Consider the following 23,535-nt stretch of genomic DNA (forward strand, 5'->3'; position numbering starts at 1 on the left):
AACGGACTACCTCTCTCCTGAGTACCTACCCTCACAGGTGACCTCAGTCACCGCAACACTTTCGAGTGACGCTTTCGCGTTGTGGCGCGCGAGGTTCCACTCCCGCCAGTCCTGCTCGACGGTGCGATTCTTCATCCACCGCAAGGCACACGAGCGTTCATGTGCCGGCAACCTGACCAACGCGGGCACCGCGTCCTCCGACAACTGCGACAGGTAGTACGTGTCGATCTTCTTCGTCGCCTCGAACCGCGACACGTTGTAGTCGGCGACCACCCGTTCGGGGTTCATCGCCACCACCGCGAGGAAGAACGCGGCACCGGTGGCCACGATCGCCTTGGGCAACCAGTTGGCGCGCAACGAGATCCCGCTCGCGATCACCATCAGGTACACGACCGCCAGCCACACCTCGCACGACGCGACGAGCAGCCGCAGCACCGTCCACCCGTACGCCTGCTGGTAGAACCACATGCGGCTCAAGGCACTCGCCACGATGACGAGTGTGAGAACAGCCAGCGAACCGAGCAACACCCGCAGCCACAACTGTTCCTGCTTCGTCTTCTTCACGGCGAACCGCGCGACACCGGCAATTACGCCCAGCGTGAGAACGGCAACCCACAGCAGCTGCCAGAACCCGGTGCGCGCGTACTCGGCGAACGTCACGCCCGCCGTCTTCATCACGTAGGCCTCGCCACCGAACAGAACCGCGAGCTGCGTCCCCACGAACCCGGTGAACAGCAACACGAGCACACCGACGGGCAGCCCGTAGTCCTTGAGCCGCAACAACCCCGGCTTCACCTCGGTGTCCTCGTCGATCTCCGGCGGCGCCGCCACCAGATAGCAGGCCCCCAAAGCACCAAGCGCCGCAACGACCCCGAAGAACGTCTTCTGCACGTACGTGTCGAGCTCGAGGTCCGGCACCAGGCCTTCGAGGAAGTCGCTGAACCCCTTGTCCGCCCCGGCCAGCAGCGATCCGAAGATCACCAGCAACACCAACGCCACACCGACGGAGATGAACGGCCGGATCCCGATCGGCCCCCGCCTGCGGAACCCCTTGGCAACCCACGGAATGGACCGAAGCCCACCCAGTCCGACACCCAAAGCGCCGAACACGAGCCCCCGCACGGTCTTGCCACCGGCCATGGCGATCGAACCGCACAACATCGACGCCATCAGCGACAGCGGGAAAATCCACTCCGCGGCCCGCAGGAAGCCCATCGCGAGGAACGCCAGCGCACCCGCCAGCCACAACGCCCGCTCGACGGTCGGCTTGCCCGCGTAGAACAGCACCCCGCCGACGCCCACGAGACCCGCCAGGAACCAGCCGATGCCGTTGTTCGGCACGGCGAGGAACGCTCCGCCCAGACCCGCGACCAGGCCCGCCACCAGGGCTTTGCCGGGCGCACCGGTCGTGGGTGGCCGCCACCAGGGCATGAACGGCACCCCCGGGGCCGCCATGGCGGACGCCGCGGCCGGGTAGCGGGGAGGGCCCTGCCACGGGGACGGCGGGGGCAGGGTGGCGGTGACGACAGCGGCCGGCTGAGCGGGCTGCGGCGTTCCCGCGGGCTTCGTCGTTTCGGCGGGCTTGGGCTCCTCCGCGACCGCGGCGGGCTTCGCCTTCGCCGGCTGATCTTGTCGGACCTCCTGAGTAGGTTGAGTCGCAGGGGTTCCCGGCTCGGGGGTACCCCTGCGCGAGCCTGCCCCGGCCTCGCCAGCGGCCCTACCGACGCCTTTGTCGACATCTCCGCCAGCGCGTTCGCGAGCGGCCTCACCGGCGCGTTCGTCGACGCCCTCACCGGCGCGTTTGCCAACGTCTCCACCAGCGCGTTCGCCGACGTCCTCACCCTCTGCGGGTTCCGGCGAGCCCCCAGCGCCCGCCGGCTCCCCATCTCCGGACACCGGCCGGTAGCCGACCTTCCGGAACTGCCGGTACCTCCGCCGGGCGGCGGCCTTCTCCCCAGGCGTCTCAGACGAGTCAGCCGAAGGCGTCGAGTCAGTCATGTCTCTCCATAAGCCCGAAACGGGCGCGCTTCACCGCCACACCGGCAATCGCGGTGCGGACAGAACAGGTCAGTCAAAAAGTCAGCGGGGCAAAGTCACCCGGATGCAGGACCCGGGATCCACCACGGCGATCGTCCCGCCGTGCAGGTCCACCACCCACCGGGCGATGGCGAGCCCGAGCCCGGTCCCGCCACCGCCCGCCCTCTCCCCTCGGGTGAACCTCTCGAAGATCCGCGACCGGTCGGCCGGCGCGATCCCCGGCCCCTCGTCCCGAACCTCCAGCGCCACGCACGAAGCCGTCGAGTACCCGGCCACGGACACCAACCCCCCGGTGGGTCCGTGCCGGGCAGCGTTGTCCACCAGGTTCACGAGCACCTGGTGCAACCGCTCCCCGTCGGCGAGAACGGTCAGGTCCCCGGCGACGTCGATCGAGAACGAGGCTGACGGCGCAGCTACGGCGGCCTCCGCCACCACGTCGGCGACCAGGGACGAGACGGACAACGTCTCCCGGTTCAGCGACAGCACGCCGGCATCGATCTTCGACAGGTCCAGCAGCTCCGTGACCAGCCGGCCGAGCCGCTCGGTCTGCGCCAGGGCGGTCCGCATGGTCGCCGCGTCGGCCACCGCCACCCCGTCGACCACGTTCTCCAGCACGGCCTGCAACGCCGAGATCGGGGTCCGCAGCTCGTGCGAGACGTTCGCGATCAACTCCCGCCGCTGCTGGTCCGCGGCGGCGAGATCGGCCGCCATCACCGTGAACGCCTCGGCCAGCTGCCCGACCTCGTCGGACGAGGTGGCCCGGACCGACCGCGAGTAGTCCCCGGACGCCATCGACCGGGCTGCAGAGGTCATCTCCCGCAACGGCGAGGTCATGCCGTGCGCCAGCAACTGCGAGGTCAGCAGCCCCAGCACGAGGGCGATGAGCGTCGTGCGAGGCGGCAACCACCCGGTCACGTAACGGAAGTAGGCGAACGAAACGCACCCGGACACCACGATCACGATGCCGAGCTTCAGCTTGATCGACCGCACCGAGTCGAGCGGTCGCGGCAGCATGTCGAGCAGATCCAGCAACCGCCTCACGAAGACACCTTCTTGGCGGGGACCTCCAGCGCGTACCCCACTCCGTGCACGGTCCGGATCAGGTCGGCCCCGAGCTTGCGCCGCAGCGCCTTCACGTGGCTGTCGACCGTCCGCGACGACGCTCCCTCGTGCCACCCGCACGCCTCCGCCAGCAGCCGCTCCCTGGCCTGCACGGCGGACGGCCGCTCGGCCAGGAACACCAGCAGGTCGTACTCGGTCGGCGTCAGGTGAGCCTCGACCCCGGACCGCGACACCCGCCGCGACGCCAGGTCGATCACCAGGTCGCCCAGCTCCATCGACTTCGTCGACACCGCCCGCGACACCCGGCGCAGCAGCACGTGCACACGCGCCGCCAGCTCACGCATCGAGAACGGCTTCGTCAGGTAGTCGTCCGCCCCCACGGCGAGCCCGACCAGCAGATCGGTCTCGTCCCCCCGCGCGGTCAGCATCAGCACCGGCACCGAACGCGACGCCTGGATCCGCCGGCACACCTCGAGCCCGTCGAACCCCGGCAGCATCACGTCGAGAACGACCAGGTCAGGGAGGAACGCGGCCGCCTGGGCGACCCCGGAGGGCCCGTCGTGGGCCACCGACACGACGAACCCCTCGGCCCGCAGCCGCGCGGCCACGGACTCGGCGATCGTGATGTCGTCCTCCACGACGAGCACCCTGCGCTGACCTGTCATGACGGCGACTTTATGGGTATGTCGTGGAGGACGCCGGGACAAGTTGTGAAGATCGTGTGCAGACCCGCGTTGTAGGTTCTCGGCATGAACGTCCTCGAAGCGGTCCTGGAGAGGATCACCTACGCCAACGAGGACAACGGCTACACCGTCGCCAAGGTCGACACCGGCCGCGGTGACCTGGTCACGGTCGTCGGCGCGCTGCTCGGCGCGCAACCGGGCGAGTCGATCCGCATGCGCGGCACCTGGGGCTCGCACCCGCAGTACGGCAAGCAGTTCCACGTCGACGACTACACGACGATCCTGCCCGCGACGATCCAGGGCATCCGCCGCTACCTCGGCTCCGGCCTGATCAAGGGCATCGGCCCGGTGCTCGCGGACAAGATCGTCACCCACTTCGGCGTGGACGCCCTGGACGTCATCGAGCACTCCCCGGAACGCCTCATCGAGGTCCCGAAGCTCGGCCCCAAGCGCACCAAGCTCATCGCGGACGCCTGGGAGGAGCAGAAGGCCATCAAGGAGGTCATGGTCTTCCTGCAGGGCGTCGGCGTCTCCACGAGCCTCGCCGTCCGCGTCTACAAGCAGTACGGGGACAAGTCCATCGAGGTCGTCAGGGAAGAGCCGTACCGCCTCGCGAACGACGTCTGGGGCATCGGCTTCAAGACCGCCGACGTGATCGCGAAGGCCGTCGGCATCCCGCACGACAGCCCGCAACGCGTCAAGGCCGGCCTGCAGTTCACGCTCTCCGAGGCCACCACCGACGGCAACTGCTACCTGCCGGAACAGGCACTCATCGCGGACGCCATCAAGATCCTCCAGGTCGACACCGGCCTGGTCATCGACTGCCTGGCGGAGCTCGTCGAGGAAGAGGGTGTGGTCCGCGAGGAGCTCCCGGACGACGAGATCGCCGTCTACCTGGTCCCGTTCCACCGCGCCGAGATCTCGCTGGCGGCGCAGCTCAAACGCCTGCTGCACGCGGACACCGACCGGATGCCGAGCTTCGCCACCGTGGACTGGGACAAGGCCCTCGCCTGGCTCGGCACCGACCTCGAGGAACACCAGGCGGCGGCGGTCAAGCTGGCCCTGACGCAGAAGGTCGCGGTGCTGACGGGTGGCCCCGGCTGCGGCAAGAGCTTCACGGTCCGCTCGATCGTCCGCCTGGCCCAGGCGAAACGCGCCAAGATCGTGCTGGCCGCCCCCACCGGACGCGCCGCGAAACGCCTCACCGAGCTGACCGGCCACGAGGCCCGCACCGTCCACCGCCTGCTCGAGCTCAAGCCCGGCGGCGACGCGGCGTACGACCGCGACCACCCGCTCGACGCCGACCTGGTGGTCGTCGACGAGGCCTCGATGCTGGACCTGTTGCTGGCCAACAAGCTCGTGAAGGCCGTCCCGCCCGGCGCGCACCTCCTCCTGGTCGGCGACGTCGACCAGCTGCCGTCCGTCGGCGCGGGGGAGGTGCTCAGGGACGTGCTGGCGCAGGGCAGCCCGATCCCGAACGTCCGGCTGACGCACATCTTCCGCCAGGCCCAGGAGTCCGGCGTGGTCACGAACGCCCACCGCATCAACAGCGGCGACTACCCGATCGTCCAGGGACTGCCGGACTTCTTCCTCTTCAGCGCCGACGAGGCCGAGGACGCGGCGACGCTGACCGTCGACGTCGTCGCGAACCGCATCCCGCGCAAGTTCGGCCTCGACCCGCGCAAGGACATCCAGGTGCTGGCCCCGATGCACCGCGGCCCGGCCGGCGCGGGCGCGCTCAACACCGTGCTCCAGGAAGCCCTCACGCCCTCCCGCGACAACCTGCCGGAGAAGCGGTTCGGCGGCAGGGTGTTCAAGCTCGGCGACAAGGTCACCCAGATCCGCAACAACTACGACAAGGGCCGCAACGGCGTCTTCAACGGCACCCTGGGCGTCGTCATCGCGCTCGACCCGGTCGAGCAGAAGCTGACGATCCGCACCGACGAGGACGAGGAAGTCGACTACGAGTTCTCTGAGCTGGATGAACTCAGCCACGCCTACGCCATGACCATCCACCGCTCCCAGGGCAGCGAGTACCCGTGCGTGGTCATCCCGATCACGACCAGCGCGTGGATGATGCTGCAACGGAACCTGCTCTACACCGCCGTCACGCGCGCGAAGAAGCTCGTGGTGCTCGTGGGCAGCAAGAGGGCCATCGGCCAGGCCGTCCGCACGGTCGGCGCGGGCCGCCGTCACACGGCGCTGGCCCATCGGCTGAGGACAGCGCAGACATTCTGAGTTTCGTCAGTCCACGCTGCGCACGACGGTCGGTTCCAGTCCCTCGTCGTCGTCCGCGGGAGAACCGCGCCAGGGGAAGGAGATGTCGGCGACACCGTCGTTGTAAAGGTGGTCCATGGCCTGCGCTCCCGCTTCTGCACACCAACTGTTGCGATGCCGGGCAGAATGATATTGATTTTCGTCACAGCGCGCCAAACGGCCGCCACTGACGTCCCAAGAACCGGACGGTAATCATCCGGTCGGTCGAACGGAGTGGCGGCGATCAGCCGGACGGCCGATGATCATCCATCATGCGGACCGCCGTCGCCCTGCTCGCCTGCCTCGCCCTGCTTCTCAGTCCCGCGCCAGCTCCAGCAGAAGGTCCACAAGCGACGTACGTGCTGCGGGTGCCCGCACCGATGGGTGATTCCGCGCAAAGGTTGCTGGGCCTGGGTTACGACGTGCTGGAACAGCGCGACGGCGCCGACCTGTTCGTCGTCGGTGACCCGCGGACCGCCCAGAAGCTGCGCTCCGACGGTTACCGGTCCACCGTCGAGACGGCGATGCCCCCGTCCCAGCGGGCGCCGCGCTCGCTCGGAGACGCGACCTACTACGGCGGGTACCGGACGATCACCGCGCATCTCGCCCACCTCGACGAGGTCGCCCGCGCCCACCCCGGCCTCGCGACCGTCGTCGACTACGGCGACTCCTGGCGCAAGACCCAGGGCGTCGGCGGACACGACCTGAAAGCCATCTGCATCACCCGGAAGAGCCCGGGTGACTGCGCGTTGACGCCCACCGCGCCGAAACCGCGCCTGTTCGTGATGGGCCAGCTGCACGCCCGCGAGATCACCACCGGCGACATGGCGTGGCGGTTCATCGACGACCTGGTCGGCTCCGACCTCACCGCGATGCTGGCCGACCTGGAGGTCTGGGTCGTCCCGATCGCCAACCCGGACGGCGTCGAGATCGTCGAGTCCGGCGGTGACTCACCCGTGCTGCAGCGCAAGAACGCCCACGGCACGTGCACCTCCGGCTCGCGCGGAGTCGACCTCAACCGCAACGCGGGCTCGCACTGGGGCGAGGTCGGCTCGTCCACGAACAAGTGCAGCGAGACCTACCGCGGTACGCGCGCCGACTCCGAGGTGGAGGTGCAGGCGCTGGAGTCGTTGTGGCGCAAGCTCTACCGCGACACCCGCGCACCGGGCGACACCGCCGCCGCCTCCGCCGACACGACCGGCGCCGTGATCTCCATGCACAGCTACGGCGACTACGTGCTCTTCCCGTGGGGCTGGAGCACCCAGAAGACGGGCAACGACGCCGCCCTGCGCAAGATCGCGAACGACATGGCCGCGCTGTCCGGCTTCACGGCGGGCCAGCCGGGCGAGGTGCTCTACAACGCGTCCGGAGCCACCGACGACTGGGTGTACGACGACCTGGGCGTGCCGAGTTTCGTCTGGGAGATCGGCGCCGGCTCCGGCAGGTGCGGTGGCTTCCTGCCGCCGTTCTCCTGCCAGAAGGACGTGCATTGGCCGAAAGTGCGTCCCATGCTCGTTTCGGCCATGAATGCAGCAAAACGGCCCTACTGAAGCATTGTGGGGGCATGGGGACACGCTTACTCGCCACTCTGGCGCATTCAGCCTGCTCTTCACCGGAACCGCAGTCGCGGTCGACACCCAGGTCGACCGTGGGATCTTTCAGGAGGGGCTGGACGACCTGATCGCCATCGGGACGGTCCAGGGCGCGCTCAGATCCGCACGACGGACGACTGGACCAGCGTCGCCGCGCGGTCCGCACCGCGGAGATGAACAACCCGCGCCTGGTGCCGTACAGCGGTGGGGTTCGGCGGGCAGGGCCCCACCCTCCCGGGGGCTGGCCACCTGAGCGGCAGGAACCTGACTTTACCTGCGGCAACGCGCTGTCAAGCCCTCCGTCCGGAGATCTGTGGACAACTCGGTGGCGCCCGCGAGGTTGTCCACAGATCGGCGAGCGGCCCCTTGACAGACCGATTTCGCGAATAGCCTGAAGAGGCCTGGCGGTCAGCCCCCTTGGGAGGGCGGGGCCCTGCCCTCCGCGCGACTTCACGCCGACACGCCGTCAAACCGCAGCCCAGCACGAAGCGGAACTACTCCAGCACCAACTACCTCATCCTCGGCATGCTGATCGAGAAGGTCACCGGCCGGGAGTACGAGCAGGTCGTCGCTCAGCGCGTCCTGAAGCCGTTGCACCTCGACGAGACCACGTTCCCCGGCAACGACCCGGAGATCCGCGGCCCGCACGCCCACTCGTACGGGATCGTGAACGGGCAGCCGGTCGACACCACGCGCTGGAACCCGTCCGTCTTCTGGGCGGTCGGCGACGTCATCACGACCACCAGGGACCTCGACACCTTCTACGCCGCACTGCTCACCGGCAAGCTGCTCAAGCCCGCCCAGCAGGCAGAACTGACGAAGACGACCCCGGTGAGCACCGACTACGGCCTCGGCGTCTTCGTGGAGAAGGCCCCGTGCGGCACCACGATCATCGGCCACCCCGGTGGCGTGCCCGGCTTCTCCAGCTACGCCTACTCGACGCCGGACCTGAAGCGCCGGGTGGAGATCTCGATCAGCGCCGGTGTCGGCACGGGCGACCCGACGAACGCCTACGGCAAGCTGATCAACGAGATCTTCTGCTGAACGGAGCAGGGGACATCCCGCCTTCTGCCGATGTTTCTCAGCGAAACCCCTAGGGCCTTCGTACGACTGAAGGTGGATGCGGGTTGATGCCCCGCATCGACAGGGTGTGGGCATGGGGAATCGATTGGTAGCCACAGTTACCGCAGCGAGCCTGCTGGCTCTGACCACCGCGGGTGTCGCGTCGGCGGACACGTCGAGCGTGGACCGCGAGGTCGTCCAGCAGGCCCTGGACCAGATCACGCAGAGCGGGGCGGCTCTGGGCGTGCAGGCCAGAGTCACGGACGGGCGGCAGCGCTTCACGGCCGGTTCCGGCAAGGCCGAACTGAACAGCGACAGGCCGGTGCCGCAGAACGGCAGGTTCCGCGTCGGCAGCATCACCAAGACGTTCGTGTCCACGGTGACGCTGCAACTCGCCGGCGAGGGCAAGATCGACCTGGACGCCCCGGTCGTCCGCTACCTGCCCGGCCTGATCGACGGCCGCATCACCGTCCGCCAGGTCCTGCAGCACACGAGCGGGCTCTTCAACTACACCGACGCGTTGCCGCTCAGCCCTGAGGAGTTCGAGAAGATCCGCTACAAGAGCTGGTCACCGCAGGAACTCCTCGCGCTCTCCACGTCCAAGCCGCTCGACTTCGAGCCCGGCACGAAGTGGAGCTACTCCAACACCAACTACGTCGTCGCCGGTCTGCTCATCGAGAAGATCACCGGCAAGCCGTACGAGAAGGCCGTCGAGCAGCGCATCCTGAAGCCGTTGCGCCTCAACGACACCGAGGTGCCGGGCGACAGGGCCGGCATCAGCGGCCCGCACGCCCGCGCCTACTGGACCGTCGCGGGCAAGCCGTCCGACATCACCCGCATCAACCCGTCGGTCGCCTGGGCGGCCGGTGAGATGATCTCCACGACGCGCGACCTGGACACGTTCGTCACGGCGTTGTCGAGCGGCAGGCTGCTCAAGCCCGCGCAGCAGCAGGAGATCAGCAGGACGACGGCCGTGAGCCCGGAGTACGGACTCGGTCTGCAGGTGCGGGCGTTGCCGTGCGGCACCAAGGTGTGGGGTCACGGTGGCGGCATCCCCGGCTACTCGTCGGAGATGATGACCACGCCCGACAGCAAGAAGCGCTTCGAGTTCAACGCCACCAGCGGCCCCACCCAGGGTGACCCCGGTGAGGCCTTCAACAAGCTCCTGACCGAGGTCTTCTGCTGATCATGAAAATCGTAGCCGCACTCACCGCGGCCACCCTGCTCGCCACGGCCGGTGTCGCTTCGGCGGCACCGGCCCGGCAGGGTGCCGTGCAGGAGATCATCGACCAGCTCACGACGTCAGGAGGCGCACTCGGCATCCAGGCGCGGATCAACGGCCGCGACACCGTCCGATCTGGTGTCGCCGAGCTGGGCTCCCGCAAACCCGTGCCGCACAACGGAACCTTCCGCATCGGCAGTGTCACCAAGCCGTTCGTGTCGACCGTGGTGCTGCAGCTCGCGGGGGAGGGGAAGCTCGGCCTGGACGCGCCGGTGTCGCGTCACCTGCCCGGCCTGGTCGACGACCGCATCACCGTCCGGCAGGTGTTGCAGCACACCAGCGGTCTCCACAACTACACGGACTCGATGCCGCTCGACCCGGCTGGGTTCCCGTCGATCCGCTTCAGGACCTGGACGCCGCAGGAGCTGCTCGCGATCTCCACGAGCAAGCCCCTGGACTTCGAACCCGGCACGCGATGGAGCTATTCCAACGCGAACTACGTCGTGGCGGGTCTGCTGATCGAGAAGGTCACCGGCAGGCCGTACCAGCGGGCAGTCGAGCAGCGGATCCTGAAGCCGTTGCGACTCAAGGACACCGTGCTGCCCAGGAACTCGGTGGAGGTGCCCGGCCCGCACGCGCACGGTTACTTCCCCGATGCCTCCGGCAAGCCCGTGGACGTCACGCGGCTCAGCCCGTCGTGGGGCTGGGCGGCGGGGGAGATGATCTCGACGACCCGCGACCTGGACACGTTCCTGACGGCCCTGCTGGCCGGAAAGCTGCTCAAACCCGCGCAGCAGGAGGAACTGACGAAGACGTCGGCGGTGAGTCCCGGCTACGGTCTGGGCCTCGCGGTCGCGTCGTTGTCCTGCGGCACGAAGGTCTACGGCCACGACGGTCAGATCCACGGCTACGGGACGATGATGGTCGGCACGCCGGACGGCGAACGTCTCGAACTGTCGCTCACCGAGGCCGCCGACGGCGGTACCCCTGGTGACGGCTACCGCCGGCTGCTGGACCAGGTGTTCTGCTGATTTTCGGGCAAACAAAAGGGGAGCTGGGTTGACCCAGCTCCCCTCCCGGCGTTTAGAAGGACTACCCGAGGGCGTTCTTCATCGCTGTGATCAACTCACCGTTCGCGGTGTCACCCGTGAGCTCCCAGAAGAACGCGCCGCCGAGACCCTGGCTGCGTGCCCACTGGATCTTGCTGGTGATCGTCTGCGGGGTGTCGTAGCTCCACCACTGGCCGTTGCAGAACGCGTAGGCCGTGCCGGCGATGGTGCCGGTGGCGGGGCACTTGGTCTTCAGGACCTTGTAGTCCTCGATGCCCTGCTCGAACGTGCCGGGAGCCGGACCCGTCGCGGTGCCACCGGGGGCGGCCTGCGTCACACCCGTCCAGCCGCGGCCGTAGAAGCCGATGCCGAGCAGGAGCTTGCTGGCCGGAACGCCCTTGGAGCGCAGCTTCGAGATCGCGGCCTCGGAGTTGAAGCCGGCGGTCGGGATGCCGGTGTACGACGTCAGCGGGGAGTGCGGAGCCGTCGGGCCCTGAGCCGCCCACGCACCGAAGTAGTCGTACGTCATGACGTTGTACCAGTCGAGGTACGCCGACGCGGGGCCGTAGTCGGCCGCGTCGATCTTGCCGCCGGCGGAGCCGTCAGCCGTGATCGCCGCCGTGACGAGGAAGTTCTGGCCGAACTTGTTGCGCAGGGCCTCCGCCATGTTCTTGAACGCGGCCGGACCACTCGTGTCGCAGGAGAGACCGCAGGCGTTCGGGTACTCCCAGTCGATGTCGATGCCGTCGAACAGCCCCGCCCAGCGCGGGTCCTTCAACAGGTTGTAGCAGGAGTCGACGAACGCGGGCAGGTTGCGCGAGGCCTCGCCGAAGCCGCCGGACCAGGTCCAGCCACCGAACGAGTACAGCACCTTGAGGTTCGGGTACTTCTTCTTCAGCTTCAGCAGCTGGTTGAAGTTGCCGCGCACCGGCGCGTCCCACGTGTCAGCCACACCGTCGACGCTCTCCGCCGCCGTCATCGACTTCTCGATGGCGGGGAAGGTCTCGCCGATGGTGCACTTGCCGCCGACCACGTTGCCGAACGAGTAGTTGATGTGCGTGAGCTTCGACGCCGAACCCGAGGTGTCGATGTTCTTCACCTGGTAGTTGCGCGCTGGGTACACACCCCACTCCGCGAAGTAGCCCAGGTTGATCTTCCCGGGAGGCGGAGGCGGACCAGTCGTGGTGGTGGTCGTGGTGGTGGTCGTAGTCGTCGTGGTCGACGTGGTGGTGGTCGTCGTCGGGTTGGTCCCGCCGGCCTCGCACGAGCCACCGTTGAGCTTGCAGTTGGTCGGCGCACCGAACGTGCCGGTGTAGGAGCCGTTGAAGCCGAAGCTCACCGACCCGCCGACAGCGATGCTGCCGTTCCAGGTGTTCTTGACCGTGACGGTCTGGCCGCTCGTCGTGTACGAGCCGTCCCAGAGCGAGGTGACCTTGTGGTTGGCGGGCAGCGTGAACTCGACGGTCCACGCGGTCAGGGCCGCCGCGCTGTTGTTCTTGATCGTGTACTTGCCCTCGAAGCCCGTTCCCCAGTCAGAACCCTTGGAGAACGTGGCGGAAACGCCACCGGCACCGCTAGCAGCGGGCACGACGACGATTCCGAGGACCATCGCGGCGACAGCCGCGAAGAGAGCAGCTAGATGCCATCGGGACTTGGACATCGGTCTCCTCAGTCGCAGGGGGTGCCAGAACGATGTGGTTTAGACCACTCGAAGGTCAAGGTCTAGACCTCTGCCGTCACTCGAATGGAGCAGTTCGAAAACGGTTTAGCTGTCCTGGCCGGTCGGGTCTCCGTCAGCTCGTCGAGTCTGGGAGCGGTCCCGAGAGGAAGTTCGCACCTTCGGGTCAAAACAACAGGTCCGCCGAGCGTTGCCACCGCCCGTTCTCAACGATGAGGACGTGAACCTCACCGTTCCTGAACAGGCAAAACGCACACCACGCCTCGACTCGGTCCAGGCAGCCGTCGCCGACCTGCGGGCCGGCCGACCGGTGATCGTCGTCGACGACGAGGACAGGGAGAACGAAGGCGACCTGATCATGTCCGCCGAGCACGCCACCCAGCAGGCGCTGGCGTTCTACGTGCGGCAGACGAGCGGCCTGATCTGCGCGCCGGTGGCGCCCGAGGTCGCCGACCGGATGCGGCTGCCGTTGATGGTCCAGGACAACGAGGACCCCGAAGGCACCGCCTACACCGTCTCGATCGACGCCACGAACGGGATCGACTCCGGCATCTCCGCCGCGGACCGCGCCCACACGCTGCGCGTTCTCGCTGATCCGGCGAGCACGCCGCAGGACGTGCGCCGGCCTGGGCACGTGTTCCCGTTGCGCGCCAAGGCGGGCGGCCTGAGCGAACGGCGCGGGCACACCGAGGCCGCCGTCGAGTTGATGCGGCTGGCCGGGTTCCAGCCCGTCGCCGTGATCAGCGAGGTGTGCGACGAGGACGGCAGCGTCGCTCGGTTGCCGCAGCTCAGGGCGTTCGCGGACCAGCACTGGCTGAAGCTGGTGTCCATCGAGCAGCTCGCGGCGCTCGTGTCGGAGAGCGTGGTCGCGCTGTGACCCTGCTCGCGACCGTTTTCGACCTCGACGAGACCCTCGTCGACAGCGCCGCGACGTGGAACCAGGTGATCGGCACCGTCGCGGCCCGCCACGACCACCACTGGACCCACGCCGACTGGGCGGCGATCCAGGGCACGAGCACCGCGAACTGGAGTGCCTACCTCGCCGGACGGTGCCACGGCCTCACACCGGAGCGTGCGGTGTCCGAGTGCGTGGACGGCATGGTCGACGCGATCGCGCGCGGCACGTTCGGGTTGCTGCCCGGAGCGGCGGAACTCGTTGCCCTGGCGGCGGAACTCGGGCCGGTCGGGCTGGTGTCGGCGTCGCCACGGCGTTACGTGCGGGCCGCCGCGTCGGCGTCCGGGCTCCGGCGGCACGTGGAGGCGATCGTGACGGGCGACGACGTCGCGAACGGCAAGCCCGCACCCGACCCGTACCTGCTCGCCGCGCGCAAGCTCGGCCTCGATCCCGTGAACGTCCTCGCCGTCGAGGACTCGGGTTCGGGCATCCGCTCGGCGCACGCGGCGGGCATGACGGTGCTCGCGATTCCCAACCCCTCCACGGCCCGCGACTACGAGGTGTTGCGGCTGGCGGCGTGCACGGCGTCCGACGCCCGTGTCGCGGCCAAGGAGATCTGCCGGCTGTGGGTGAACGTGTACGCGCTCAGCCGATAGCGCGCTCCGCACCCCAGGCCGCGATGTCCTCCCGGCTCTGCAGGCCCAGCTTGTCCCGCAGCCGCTGCAGCCGGGAGGCCACGGTCCGCACGGACACGTTGAGCCGGTTCGCGATCTGCTGGTTCGTGAGCCCGCTGGCCAGCAACGCGACCACCCGCCGCTCGTGGTCGTCGAGCGAGTCGAACGCCGCCTCGGTGCGGTCCAGCCACACCTCGTCCTGGATGAACGCCTCGGTGTCGGCGGGGGTCAACGGAGTAGCCGCAGCCTCTGCGCGCGCGGCGGGCAGCATCAGCCGTGCGGTGCGCATGGCCCCAGCGACCTTCTCCGCCCAGAACGGGTTCGGCACCACACCGACGGACCGGCGCATGGCCCGTCCGGTCGCTTCGAGCCGTAGCGCGCGCTCGGCCTGACCGCGCGTCAAGGCGACCACGGCGAGGCCTTCCAGGGCGTCAGGAGCGGTCAACGGGTTGAGACCGTCCATTCGCAACGCCTCCTGGAAAGCGTGGGTGGCCTCGTCCAGATCGCCCTGCACCAACGCGACGGCGCCGCGTGTGTTGAGAGCGGAGGCGATGCGCGCGGGAACGCCCGACGCGCGCGAGATGGGCAACGCCGACATGACGTTCTTCTCGGCACGTTCGTGCTTGCCCAGCGACAACGCCGTGCGCGCCAGATCGACCAACGCCGTCGCACGAGCGAGGGGCTCGCCCAGCAACTCCGCGACGCGCAGGCACTCGGTGTTGTTCTCGACCGACGCCTCCCACTCGCCGGACGACTGCTGGACCGCCGCCAGCGTGCTGCGGCTGCTCATCACCAGCGCGGGCTGCCCGATGTCCCTGACCAGCCGCGACGCCTCGGCGGAGAGTTCGGCGGCCTCGTCGTTGTCGCCCTGCTCGGCCGCGAACCGGGCGGCGTGGTTCAGCGCCACGCAGCGGTAGTCGTCCCGAGTGGACGGCCGCCGCAGCGCGTCCCGCAGCATCACCCGCGCCTGGCCGAGCAGTCCGCGGCGGGCGGTGCAGTCCGCCAGGGCCGCGGTGAGCAGCAGCAACCGTTCGTCGGCGCGATCGGCCGCCCACTCGACGGTGCCGAGCAGGCTGTCGACGTGGTTGTCCAGCTTGTGCTGCACGTCCGCGGGCATCGACAGCGGCGCGGTGATCAGCACGTCCGACAGGTCCGTGAACCAGCGGGCCAGCGCCTCGTAGGCGATGTCCAGCTCGCCGGCCGCCAGCAGCTTCTCCCTGGCGTGCAACCGGATCGTCTCCAGCTGGCGAAACCTCGTCGTGCCGGGGATGGCCGCCAGCAACGACTTGGCCTGCAACCGCGACAGCACGTCCAGCACGGGCTCCGCGGAGCGTTCCGACGAGCAGACCTCGTTGGCCGCGGCCAGGTCGAAGCCACCGTCGAAGACGGACAGCCGCCGCAGCGCGAACTGCTCGTCCGGCTGCAGCAGCTGGTAGCTCCAGTCGATGGCCTCGCGCAGCGAGCTCTGGCGCGACGGCGACTTGCGGCAGCCCAGAGTCAGCAGCTCCAGCGGCTCGTCCATGCGGTCGCAGATGGCCGTGACCGGCAACAACTGCACCCAGCGCGCCGCCAGTTCGATCGCGAGCGGCATGCCTTCCAGCCGTGCGCACAACAGTGCGACCGCGGCGGTGTCGTCGAGGGTCAGCCGGAAGTCGGGCTTGCGCTCGCGAGCCCTGTCCACGAACAGCTTCACGGCCTCGGAGCGCGGCGCCGCCGTCGTGACGAGGTCCCGATCGGTTGAGGGAACGGGCAGACCCTCGACGTGGAAGCTGACCTCGCCGGTGATCCACAGGGCTTCGCGTGACGTCGCGAGCACCCGCACGCCGGGGCAGCGGTTGAGCAGCATGTCGGTGAGTTCGGCGCACGTGTCGAGGAGGTGCTCGCAGTTGTCGAGGACCACGAGCACTTTCATGTTCACGAGCGTCTCGACCACGGTGTCGCGCAACGGTTCGTCGGACTGGACGGTGACCCCGAGCGCGTCAGCGAGGGCTGGCATGACGTCTCGGGAAGCGGTGATCTCGCCCAGCGCGACCAGGAGGACCCGGTCTGTTCGTCCGCGCCGCAACCTTCCCGCGGCCTCCAGCGCGAGCCTCGTCTTGCCCGCACCCGCACTGCCGACGAGCGTAACGAGACGATGCCTGCGCAACAGCTGGTCGAGTTTCGACAGCTCCTGCTGGCGGCCGACGAACGTGTCGCGAGCGGCGGGCAGGTTCGAGAGCACGCGCACGCTCTGCCTGGTGACGGGCGTCGCCGTGGAAACGGTGACACGGCGGCGATACGCCCGTTGGCGGCATGCGTTGGAGCAGTAGGACCTGCGTTGTTCGGAGGTGGCGGGAGGCATCGTGCCGTCGCATAGAGCGCAACGCCCGTTGCTGGTCATAGGTCCCTCTCCTCAAGCCGTAACGGCAGGCAGTTCCTGTCTCGGTCCGGCGTTCTCGCAGGTCGTGTGTGATGACCTGACACGTGCAACCCGTTACGCCTGCGTGCGCGTGAGACGGTTCGCAACCTCTTCGTTATGCCTGCCTTCCCGTAGACCTCGTTCGGGAACAAACTGGTGACTGGTCCGGTCTGACAGGGAGTGCGCATGACGTTGACGACGAGCACCTCGTGGGCGAGCGCAGGTCTGCAACTGGTGGACAAACCGCGCACGATCACCGTCGGCATCGCCGACGACGAGGTTCTGATCCGCACGGGAGTCCGCGGTGTGCTGGAACGTGCCGGCAACGTCGTGGTGGTCGGCGAGGCCGGTGACGGTGGCGGAGCGCTCGAACTCGCGCGGCGCCAACGTCCACAGGTGCTGCTGATGGACGCCTCCATGCCCGGCATGGAAGGCCTCGCCGCGGTGCGAATGGTGCGCAGGCACGTGCCGGGCACACAGGTGATCATGCTGTGCACGCCGCACACCGAGGAGATGCTCTTCCCCGCGTTGCGCGCGGGCGCGGCGGGATTCCTGTTCAAGAACGGCGAACCAGACGCGTTGGTGAACGCAGTGCGCGCCGTCGCCGCCGGGGAGGCGATCCTCTCGCCGTCCGCGACGCGTGCGTTGATCGACCACTTCACCGGCGCCGACTCGGAACGCCGTGACGCCGCACGCAGCCGCATCAGCCTGCTCACTCGACGCGAGCAGGAAGTGTTGGTGTACCTGGCGCAGGGCATGGCGAATGCACGAATCGCACGGCTCATGTACCTCTCAGAAGGGGCTATCAAGGCCCACGTCAGCCGACTGCTGACGAAACTTCGGTGCGACAACCGCGTCCAAGCCGCTCTCATCGCACGCGACGCCGCCCTTCCATGCTGAAACCGACAACTCTTGCCACGGCGCGACGGTCAGCCTAGCCACGGATTTTCGCCCCGCGAAGCAGGTCACCCGGTTGGCCCCGTCCGGAATGATGTCGCTTTCCCGCCAGCGTCTCGGTTGGAATGGCGTCATGCTGGCGGGTATGCCGCCGGTCACGTTCTCGGAACAGTTGCACTTTCAATCACCTCTGTGCCCCGACAACCTGTTCGGCCACCTCATCGCCACCGCCGTGCCCGGAGTGGAGGAGTGGCGGAACGGTGTCTACCGGCGCACCTTGCGACTTCCTTGCGGTTTCGGCATCGCGGCTTTGCGGCCGTTCCCGGATCACGTCGCGTGCACGCTGGAACTGTCGGATTCTCGCGATTCGGCTAGTGCTCTAGACCTGTGCCGATTTCTGCTGGACCTCGACGCAGATCCATTAGTGGTCGATGCGGCGTTGTCCGCGGATCCCCTTTTGGCGCCGTTGGTTTCGGCTGCTCCTGGGCGTCGTGTGCCGCGCACGGTCGACGGCGCGGAGTTCGCTATTCGCGCCGTGCTGGGTCAACAGGTGTCGACGAAGGCCGCGCGCACGCACGCCGCACGCCTCGTGGCGGCTTTCGGAACGCCGGTGGGCGACCTGTTCCTGTTCCCGCGGTCGTTCGATCCCGCGGCCCTGGCGATGCCCGAGTCCCGCCGCCGCACGATGGCCGCGTTGCTGGGCGCGCTGGAGTCCGGTTTGGACCTGTCTCCCGGCGCGGACCGAGCCGTTGCGCGCGAATGGCTCTCGTCGCTGCCGGGCTTCGGCCCGTGGACCGTCGAGTCGATCCTGATGCGCTCTTTGGGCGATCCCGACGCGTTCCTGCCGACCGACCTCGGCATCCGTCTGGCCGCGGAGGCCCTGGGCCTGCCGACGACGCCCGCGGCGCTGCTCAGGCGTTCGGAGGCGTGGCGACCGTGGCGTGCGTACGCGGTGCAGCACCTGTGGGCGACCGGTGATCACGAGGTGAACCGAATCCCGGCCTGACCTGCACGCTCGAGTACATCGCCGTCGAGCCGTCCCGCACGAACCCGGGCAACGCCGGCGGGTCCTGCGCAAACCCTTGCAGGTCCTCGAAAACCTGCAGCGCCGTCTCCGGCCGCCCGTCGGGCTCCTTGGCCAGCAACCGTTGCACCAACGGGTCGAGCGCGCCCTGGACCGGCCGCGGCGCCTCCTTGACGTGCTTGTCGAACACCGCGTAGGCCGTCGGCCCGGTGAAGAGCTGTTCGCCCGTCAGCATCTCGTGCAGCACGCACCCCAGCGCGTACAGGTCGCTGCGGGGCTCGGCGGTGCCGCGCTGGATCTGCTCCGGCGCCATGTACGAGGGCGTGCCGAGGATCTGCCCGGCCCGGCTGAACGGGGCGACGTCGCTCTCCCGCAGCAGCGCCAGGCCGAAGTCCAGCACCTTCACCGCCCCGTCCGGGCACAGCATCAGGTTGGTGGGCTTGAGATCGCGGTGGCAGATGCCGCGCTCGTGCGCCGCGGCCAGGACCGCGGCGGTCTGCGCGGCGATGTTCGCGGCCCAGGCCTCGGGCAGCGGGCCGAACTCGCCGACCAGGTCCGCGACCGTCACGCCGTCGACGAACTGCATGACCTGGAAGAGGCGCTGCTCGAACGTCCCGAAGTCGTACAGGACGGGCACTCCGGGGTGCTCCAGCCGGGCGACGATCCTCGCTTCGCGCGCGAACCGCTGCGCCACCTCGTCGTCGCTGCCTGGCAGCCGCAGCAGCTTGACCGCGACGCGTCGATCCAGGCGCAGGTCCCGGCCCTTGTGCACGGCACCCATGCCACCCCGCCCCAGCGGCAGGTCGTCGATCTCGTAGCGGTCGGCGATCAGCACCCCGGGAGCCTAACTGCCGTCACCTGTTCGCCGACCCCGCGCTTCCTCGTACGCGAGGCGACCGTAACAGCGTTTCAGGACATCCCGATCGGGTGAATCTGCCGGAATCACGCCGGCCCCACCTGTCCGCTCAGAAGTCCAGTGTAGCCCAAACGGACCAGTGCGGCTGCCTCGTCCAAGCCTGCTTCCAGTGCTTTGAGCTGGGCGAACGCCTGTCCGTACCGCTGTTGTTCGGCCAGCGGCAGCGACGGCACCTGCGTCCGGCGCACGTCGAGCCGGGTCGAGCCGGTCGGCGTCCTGGAGAACGCCGCGCGCAGCACGCCTTCGAGGAAGTCCGGGTCGACCTTGCGCGGATCGATCTCGTAGGTCGCGCCGGTGGGGGACGTGACGACGTGCTTGCCGGGAGCCGCGCGGACCAGCTCGCCGATCGTGGTCATCGGAGGAGTGTCCTGGTGCCGCAGCTCGGGCAGCGGGGGCAGGCCGAACGTCGGTTGTGCCGCGAGGTAGGCGGACGTGTCGGTGCCGCTGCGGCGCGACGGGCTGAGGTCGACGTCGTCGTCCAGCAGGTCGATGACCCTCGTGTTCGGGTCGAGCGGTCCCGGTGCCTCCAGGAGCGCGATGTGTTCGGGCGCGCGGCCGATCGGGTTGCGCAGCAGCCACAGGTCGCGCCCCGGCTGCACGGTCATCACCGCGCGCAGTGCCCCGGCGCGCAGCAGGTTGCCGCGGATGCGCTTGCCCGGCCTCCTCGACGCCGCCGCGGACGGCAGCAGCACCGCCACGAGCCCGCCGGGTTTCGCCAGCGACAGGGAGTGCTGCAACCAGGCCAGCTCCGGTTCGCCGCGGGGCGGCAGGCCGTAGGTCCACCGGGCGTCGCCGACCAGTTCCTCGTGCCCCCACGCCCGGTCGTGCCACGGCGGATCGCACACCACCGCGTCGGCCTTCACCTGGACCCCGTTGTGCCGCAACGAGTCGCCGGTGAAGATCTGCGCGGCCGGCATCCGGCGCCGCGCGATGACCGCGGACACGGGATCGAGCTCCTGCCCGATCTTGTTCCGCGCCTTCGACGCCTTCAGCAGACTCCCCGTGCCGCACGCCGGATCGATCACCGTGTCCCCGTCCGTCGTGGCCAGGACGACCTCGACGACCTCGGGCGGAGTGGGGTTCAACAGCCGCGAGTGGGCCTCCAGGTACCGCTCGTGCAGGAACTCGAACGTCTCCGCGTCGGCCTCGACCGCGGCCAGTGCCTCGCCGAGCTTCAGATCGTCGGCGGTCCGCAACTGGGTCCACAACCGCTCCGCCGGCGAGACCCGGAACGGCTTCCCGTTGCGCCGAAGCCATGACTCCACGTCGCGCAACAGGTACAACGGACTGGAGGCCGTCCCACCGACCGGCGAGGGGAAGTCCTCGAACCGCCGCCGCCAGTTCGACACGGCCGCCCGCCCCACAACGGCGAGGCGCGCTATGTCACCGGCGTTGACCGTCTCATCCATGTTCACAACCGTATTGCTTGTGAACTCACTTCACAACTGATCTACTGGAGACATGACACACGAGCTGCGCATCGCCGTGGCGACCGATCCTGGGCTCGTTCGCGAGCACAACGAGGATTCGGTCTACGTCCGCGCGGACCTGCAGGCCGTGGCGGACGGCATGGGGGGCCACGAGCACGGCGAAGTGGCCAGCGCGCTCGCGGTGAACGTCCTCGCGGGCTGGGAGGGCGACCTGGGGCCCGCCGTGGCCGAGATCGCGCGCAGACTCGACGCCGAGACACCCCAGGGCGCCGGCACCACGCTGACCGCCATTCGGTGGGAGGGCCTCGCCTTCCAGCTGGCGCACATCGGCGACTCCCGCGCGTACGTGCTCAGGGAAGGCGAACTCCGCCAGATCTCCCACGACCACACGATGGTCCAGGCTTTGGTGGACGCCGGTCGCATGACACCGGCGGAGGCCCTGGTCCACCCGCGGCGCGCCTACGTGCTGCGCGCCTTGCAGTCCGGCAACTCGCACGACCCGGACCTCACGTGGCACCAGGCCAAGATCGAGGACCGCTACCTGCTCTGCAGCGACGGCCTGACCGACTACACCGACATCGACGACGTCCACGACGTCCTCCTGTCCACTGAGGACGGAACAGAAGCGGCCTGGCAGCTGATCGCGCTGGCGAACGGCAACGGCGGCCCGGACAACATCACCTGCGTCGTCATCGACGTGGCCCGCAAGAAGTGGTGGCAGCGCTAGCAAGGAGTGCTGTGTGACCGCGCCGGGCTGACCGACGCAGATGGAAACGGTCCCCGGCACAGCGTGCCGGGGACCGCGGTTCTACAAGGGTGTTACAGGTTGGCCGGCATGCCCGACTCGTCGGCACTGGCCGTCGAGGAACCGCTCAGCAGGTCCTTGACGATCTTGTTGGCTTCCTTCACCGCGGGCGTGATCATCTTGATCTTCACCTTGCCGTTGGTGAGCTTGCCGCCGACCTCGAACGTCTTGTCCTCACCGGGCAGCGGGAGCGCCTGGCAGCCGGTGAACTGCTTGCGCGGGGTGGCGCCGGTCTGGAAGAAGAAGACGATCGGGTCGTCGACGCAGTCCGTGTTGTACGGGAACAGGCCGTGGGAGCCCTCGTTGTCGACGCTGATCAGCTTGGCGTTCGGCAGAGCCTTCGTCGTGGCGAGGCCGCCCTCGTAGGCGGTGGCGGCGTCGAGCTCGGACTGCGCGACCAGCAGACGCGGGAACGTCTTCTTGTCCGGCTTCGGCATCGCGTTCTTGGTCGGCCAGTACGCGCACAGCGGCGTGCTCATGAACGGCGCGATGAACGGTGCGTTCACGGTCAGGTCGGCGAGCCAGTAGTTCCAGTAGTGCAGGTTCTGGTTCCACTGACCGTCCTGGCAGCGGATCGCCTCGAACGTCGCGTCCCAGGTCTCGACCTCGGCGGCGGCCGTCGTGGTCTTCACCGCGACGCGCTCCTTCTTGGCGATCGCGGCGAGCGCGTTGGCCTTGGCCTTCGCGATGAACGCCTTGTTCTCGTCGGTGAGGCCCTTGGTGGCCAGCATCTTCGAGACGAGCTGCTCGACCTTCTCCGCGTCCGTGCCGGTGGCGGCCGGGGTGCCGATCACCGCGGACACCGCGGCGGCGGCGGTCGGGTACTGGCTCGTGTCGTACATGGCCGGGATCACGAACCACGCGACGAACAGCTGACCCAGGAACTCACGGGTGCCGCCGGCCTTCTCCCAGTTGCGGCGGATCTCCATCGGGTCGGTGCCCTGGGCGTACTCGGCGTCGTTGCGCGCCATGTACGGCAGCAGCGCCTCCTGGAACTGGCGGTCGCGGGTGCGCGGCTGCAGGTCCCAGGTGTTCTCGAGGGTCGTCTGCGAGGCGTCGACGGCCGAGTCGAGCAGGAATCGGTGCGCCTTGCTCGGGAACGTGGCGGCGTACCAGGTGCCGAGCCACGTGCCGTAGGAGTAGCCGATGTAGCTCATCTTCTTCTCGCCGAGCACGACGCGGATGAAGTCCATGTCGTAAGCGGTCTGCTCGGTGGTGATGAACTTGGTCAGCGGGTTCTCGAGGCAGCCGTCGACCTTCGCCTTGTTCAGCACGTTGATGTCAGTGCTGTTCGGCACGGTGTAGCTGCAGGTGAGCGGCGTGGAGAGGCCGACACCGCGCGGGTCGAAGCCGATGAAGTCGTACTGGCCGGCGAGGACCGGGGCGCGCAGCGCCATCGCCGCGCCCCACGGCAGGCCGGAGCCGCCGGGGCCACCGGGGTTGACCAGCGCGATGCCCTGGCGGCTGGTGCCCTTGTACGCGGTCTCGGTCTTGGAGACGCGGATGCCGATCGTGTTGCCGTCGGCCGGGTTGTGCCAGTCGCGCGGGACCTGGATGGTCGCGCAGGCGAGACCCTTGACGGTCTTGAACCTCTTGACGGTCTCCTCGGCCACGCCGGGGAAGGTGCACTCCTCCCAGGTCACCTTCTGCGTGGCGAGGGCACCCGCGAGTGCCTGGGTGTCCGGGTCCTGCTTGGCGGCCGCGCTCGCCGTCGGCGTGAGCACGATGCTCGTCGCGATCAGCGCCCCTGTGACCGCGGCGATGCCGCCTCTGAAGTACTTCCTCACGGTAGATCCCTTCCTGCCCCCGCACGGCCTGGGTGAGACCGCGCTTGCAACAGAGGAGAAGGGAAAAA

At 68.7% G+C, this 23,535-nt stretch carries 18 protein-coding genes; 10 read left to right on the plus strand and 8 right to left on the minus strand.

What is annotated here, in order from left to right:
* Positions 1-6: 6 nt before the first annotated feature.
* From SK571_RS35650 to SK571_RS35660, 3 genes are all read right to left on the minus strand, one after another.
* Positions 7-1,998 (minus strand): DUF4153 domain-containing protein, encoded by a 1,992-nt coding sequence (locus tag SK571_RS35650; RefSeq protein WP_319988506.1) that lies wholly within the window; start codon positions 1,996-1,998, stop codon positions 7-9.
* 81 nt (positions 1,999-2,079) lie between these two features.
* On the minus strand, positions 2,080-3,051 hold the full coding sequence (locus SK571_RS35655; protein WP_319988583.1) for a HAMP domain-containing sensor histidine kinase: 972 nt from the start codon (positions 3,049-3,051) through the stop codon (positions 2,080-2,082).
* Positions 3,052-3,074: 23 nt separating this feature from the next.
* Positions 3,075-3,764, minus strand: a complete 690-nt coding sequence (locus SK571_RS35660; protein WP_319988507.1) for a response regulator transcription factor — start codon at positions 3,762-3,764, stop codon at positions 3,075-3,077.
* 84 nt (positions 3,765-3,848) lie between these two features.
* On the opposite strand from SK571_RS35660, the gene recD2 reads away from it, so the two are divergent.
* The 5 genes from recD2 (at position 3,849) to SK571_RS35685 (ending at position 10,945) form a co-directional block, all read left to right on the plus strand.
* Entirely contained in the window at positions 3,849-6,020 is a 2,172-nt protein-coding gene (recD2, locus tag SK571_RS35665) for an SF1B family DNA helicase RecD2 (protein ID WP_319988508.1), read from the plus strand.
* A 290-nt stretch (positions 6,021-6,310) separates the two neighbouring features.
* On the plus strand, positions 6,311-7,588 hold the full coding sequence (locus SK571_RS35670; protein ID WP_319988509.1) for a M14 family zinc carboxypeptidase: 1,278 nt from the start codon (positions 6,311-6,313) through the stop codon (positions 7,586-7,588).
* 459 nt (positions 7,589-8,047) lie between these two features.
* Positions 8,048-8,674: a serine hydrolase domain-containing protein gene (locus tag SK571_RS35675; protein WP_319988510.1), complete on the plus strand. Its 627-nt coding sequence runs from the start codon at positions 8,048-8,050 to the stop codon at positions 8,672-8,674.
* 112 nt (positions 8,675-8,786) lie between these two features.
* On the plus strand, positions 8,787-9,878 hold the full coding sequence (locus SK571_RS35680) for a serine hydrolase domain-containing protein (RefSeq protein WP_319988511.1): 1,092 nt from the start codon (positions 8,787-8,789) through the stop codon (positions 9,876-9,878).
* A gap of 2 nt (positions 9,879-9,880) precedes the next feature.
* Entirely contained in the window at positions 9,881-10,945 is a 1,065-nt protein-coding gene (locus SK571_RS35685; RefSeq protein ID WP_319988512.1) for a serine hydrolase domain-containing protein, read from the plus strand.
* A 61-nt stretch (positions 10,946-11,006) separates the two neighbouring features.
* Here the strand turns inward: SK571_RS35685 and SK571_RS35690 are convergent, their stop codons facing one another.
* Positions 11,007-12,623, minus strand: coding sequence for a glycosyl hydrolase family 18 protein (locus tag SK571_RS35690; RefSeq protein WP_319988513.1), 1,617 nt, complete (start codon positions 12,621-12,623; stop codon positions 11,007-11,009).
* 238 nt (positions 12,624-12,861) lie between these two features.
* Here SK571_RS35690 and ribB point away from each other — a divergent pair, with 238 nt between their 5' ends.
* Both ribB and SK571_RS35700 read left to right on the plus strand, forming a co-directional pair.
* Positions 12,862-13,518, plus strand: a complete 657-nt coding sequence (gene ribB, locus SK571_RS35695) for a 3,4-dihydroxy-2-butanone-4-phosphate synthase (RefSeq protein ID WP_319988514.1) — start codon at positions 12,862-12,864, stop codon at positions 13,516-13,518.
* On the plus strand, positions 13,515-14,192 hold the full coding sequence (locus tag SK571_RS35700; protein WP_319988515.1) for an HAD family hydrolase: 678 nt from the start codon (positions 13,515-13,517) through the stop codon (positions 14,190-14,192). The genes ribB and SK571_RS35700 overlap by 4 nt, the downstream gene beginning before the upstream one ends.
* Here the strand turns inward: SK571_RS35700 and SK571_RS35705 are convergent.
* Positions 14,182-16,437, minus strand: coding sequence for an ATP-binding protein (locus tag SK571_RS35705; protein WP_319988516.1), 2,256 nt, complete (start codon positions 16,435-16,437; stop codon positions 14,182-14,184). The genes SK571_RS35700 and SK571_RS35705 overlap by 11 nt on opposite strands.
* Before the next feature lie 357 nt (positions 16,438-16,794).
* Between SK571_RS35705 and SK571_RS35710 the strand changes: the two genes are divergently transcribed.
* A complete protein-coding gene (locus SK571_RS35710; protein ID WP_319988517.1) occupies positions 16,795-17,508 on the plus strand; it encodes a response regulator transcription factor in 714 nt (237 codons plus the stop codon).
* A 130-nt stretch (positions 17,509-17,638) separates the two neighbouring features.
* A complete protein-coding gene (locus SK571_RS35715; protein WP_319988518.1) occupies positions 17,639-18,511 on the plus strand; it encodes a DNA-3-methyladenine glycosylase family protein in 873 nt (290 codons plus the stop codon).
* On the opposite strand, the gene SK571_RS35720 is transcribed toward SK571_RS35715, so the two are convergent.
* Together SK571_RS35720 and SK571_RS35725 are read right to left on the minus strand one after the other, a co-directional pair.
* Positions 18,417-19,364: a serine/threonine-protein kinase gene (locus tag SK571_RS35720; protein ID WP_319988519.1), complete on the minus strand. Its 948-nt coding sequence runs from the start codon at positions 19,362-19,364 to the stop codon at positions 18,417-18,419. The genes SK571_RS35715 and SK571_RS35720 overlap by 95 nt on opposite strands.
* A gap of 107 nt (positions 19,365-19,471) precedes the next feature.
* The gene (locus tag SK571_RS35725; protein WP_319988520.1) at positions 19,472-20,854 is read right to left on the minus strand and encodes an N-6 DNA methylase; all 1,383 of its coding nucleotides are present in this window, start codon (positions 20,852-20,854) and stop codon (positions 19,472-19,474) included.
* A 52-nt stretch (positions 20,855-20,906) separates the two neighbouring features.
* Between SK571_RS35725 and SK571_RS35730 the strand changes: the two genes are divergently transcribed.
* A complete protein-coding gene (locus SK571_RS35730) occupies positions 20,907-21,602 on the plus strand; it encodes a PP2C family protein-serine/threonine phosphatase (RefSeq protein WP_319988521.1) in 696 nt (231 codons plus the stop codon).
* Between the two features lie 92 nt (positions 21,603-21,694).
* Here the strand turns inward: SK571_RS35730 and SK571_RS35735 are convergent, their stop codons facing one another.
* A complete protein-coding gene (locus tag SK571_RS35735) occupies positions 21,695-23,467 on the minus strand; it encodes an alpha/beta hydrolase (RefSeq protein ID WP_319988522.1) in 1,773 nt (590 codons plus the stop codon).
* Positions 23,468-23,535: the final 68 nt, after the last annotated feature.

It is taken from the genome of Lentzea kristufekii (assembly GCF_033949925.1).
Taxonomy (GTDB): domain Bacteria; phylum Actinomycetota; class Actinomycetes; order Mycobacteriales; family Pseudonocardiaceae; genus Lentzea; species Lentzea kristufekii.